Origin of the sequence: Acidovorax delafieldii 2AN, from assembly GCF_000175235.1 — a bacterium.
Lineage (GTDB): Bacteria > Pseudomonadota > Gammaproteobacteria > Burkholderiales > Burkholderiaceae_C > Acidovorax > Acidovorax delafieldii_B.
Genome location: NZ_ACQT01000447.1, coordinates 1 through 1,801, shown reverse-complemented (window position 1 = coordinate 1,801; position 1,801 = coordinate 1). Strand labels below are relative to the sequence as shown.

The window sequence follows — 1,801 nt, the reverse complement described above, 5'->3', positions numbered from 1 at the left end:
CCGGGGCGGGGCCGCGCAGGCCGTCCTGCAGCGGCAGCGCGGCCGCGTCGGTGTTCTTCAGGATGCCCAGGATCTGGCCGATGGCAATGGCCCCCGAGCTCGGTGGCGGAAAGCCGCATACGCGGTAGTCGTGGGGCGCGACCTGGTAGCTGGTGCACAGGGCCTCGCGTTTTTTGGCCTGGTAGCCGGCCAGGTCGGACAGGCTGAGCTGGCCCGGGTTGGTGGAGTGCGTGCGCACCTTGGCCACGATGGCCTGGGCCACGTCGCCCTCCAGCAGTGCCTTCGAGCCCTGGCGGGCAATGGCCCGGAGCACGGCGGCCAGCTCGGGGTTCTTCAGCACATGGCCCACGGGCCAGGGCTTGCCGGCCGCGTCGTAGAAATAGGCGGCGGCCACGGGGTCCTTGGACAGGAATTTCTCGTTGGCGAGGAGCGCATGGAGCCGGGCGCTGACCTTGAAGCCGCCCTCGGCCAGCTGGATGGCAGGCTGGAACAGTTGCGACCATGCCAGCTTGCCGTGGTCCTTGTGCGCCAGCTCGAGCATGCGCACCGTGCCCGGCACGCCCACCGAGCGCCCACCCACCACGGCATCGTTGAAGGGCAGGGGCTTGCCGTCTGCGCCGATGAAGAGCTTTTCGGTGGCCGCTGCCGGTGCGGTTTCGCGCCCGTCATAGGCCTCGACCCGGGCGCCGGTGGCGTGCAGCAGGAAGGCGCCGCCGCCAATGCCGCTCGACTGGGGCTCGACCAGCGCCAGCACCATCTGCACGGCAATGGCCGCGTCGATGGCCGAGCCGCCGGCCTTGAGCACCTGGTAGCCGGCGTCGGTGGCCAGCGGGTTGGCGGCGGCCACCGCAAACCTCTCGGTCGCCCAGCCCGGCTTTTCGGTGTAGCCCGAAGAGCCTTCGGGCTGGTCGGGGACGGTGTAGGCCAGCGGAGGGGCGCTGTTGCAGCCGGCCAGCACGGCAGCGGCGGCGATGAGCGCAAGGCGGAGGGCGGGGGTCTTGGGCATCCTGGTGTCTCCAACGGGTGGGCGAAAAACCCATGGTACCGGGCTGCCGCTCCACCCGTCGTGGCTGTTACATCGCGGAACAGTCACCGGGATTTTGAGTGTTTTTGACCTCTTGCGCTTGATGGGTGAGCGCCAGTAGCTATCAATTAAAGAGCAATGGAATTCAGGCCGGCACTGGCCCCGCCCGCCCATCTTCCACGACGAAACGCGCCTGCGTGGATGCGCCGCTGTCGGCTCGCAGCGGGTCGTCCACCACGCGCAGGGTGGTGGTCCAGCGCGTGGGGGTGATGTCGGCCAGGCCATAGCCACGCTGGTCGCAGCGCGCCAGCAGCACATGCGGGTTCTGGCGGGCGATGGCGTCGACCTTGTCCTGCGTGGTGCCCGCACGCGAACTGATCGAGGTGCCGCAGAACTCGCTGGCAAGCACTGCGGGGCTGGAAGGCTGGCCGTCTGCCGCCTCGGCCTGCACCTTGCAGACGTAGTTCTGGTGGATATCTCCCCCCAGCAGCACGCTGTTGCGCGGCGCATGGCGGGCCAGCGACTGCAGCAGGCGCGCGCGGGCGCCGGGGTAGCCGTCCCAGCTGTCGGTGGAGACCACGCCCGAGGGGTAGCGGCGCGGCGAGAACAGGGTCTGCTGCGCGATCACGCTCCAGCGGGTGCGGTCGTGCTGCGCGTCGGCGGCCAGGCCTGCGTCCAGCCACTGTTCCTGGGCGGCGCCCAGCAGGGTGCGTTCCGGGTCGGACAGGGTGGGGCAATCCTGCGGACGCACGGCCGCGGCCTGGCCGGTGTCGGCCG

The 1,801-nt window shown here is 70.2% G+C and carries 2 protein-coding genes; both read right to left on the bottom strand.

The window, feature by feature from the left end:
- A partial coding sequence (locus ACDELDRAFT_RS22085) for a gamma-glutamyltransferase (RefSeq protein WP_005800907.1) occupies positions 1–1,006 on the bottom strand: 1,006 nt, incomplete at its 3' end.
- A 163-nt stretch (positions 1,007–1,169) separates the two neighbouring features.
- Positions 1,170–1,801, bottom strand: a 632-nt coding sequence (locus tag ACDELDRAFT_RS22080) for an alkaline phosphatase D family protein (protein ID WP_005800906.1), incomplete at its 5' end; no start/stop codon positions are given.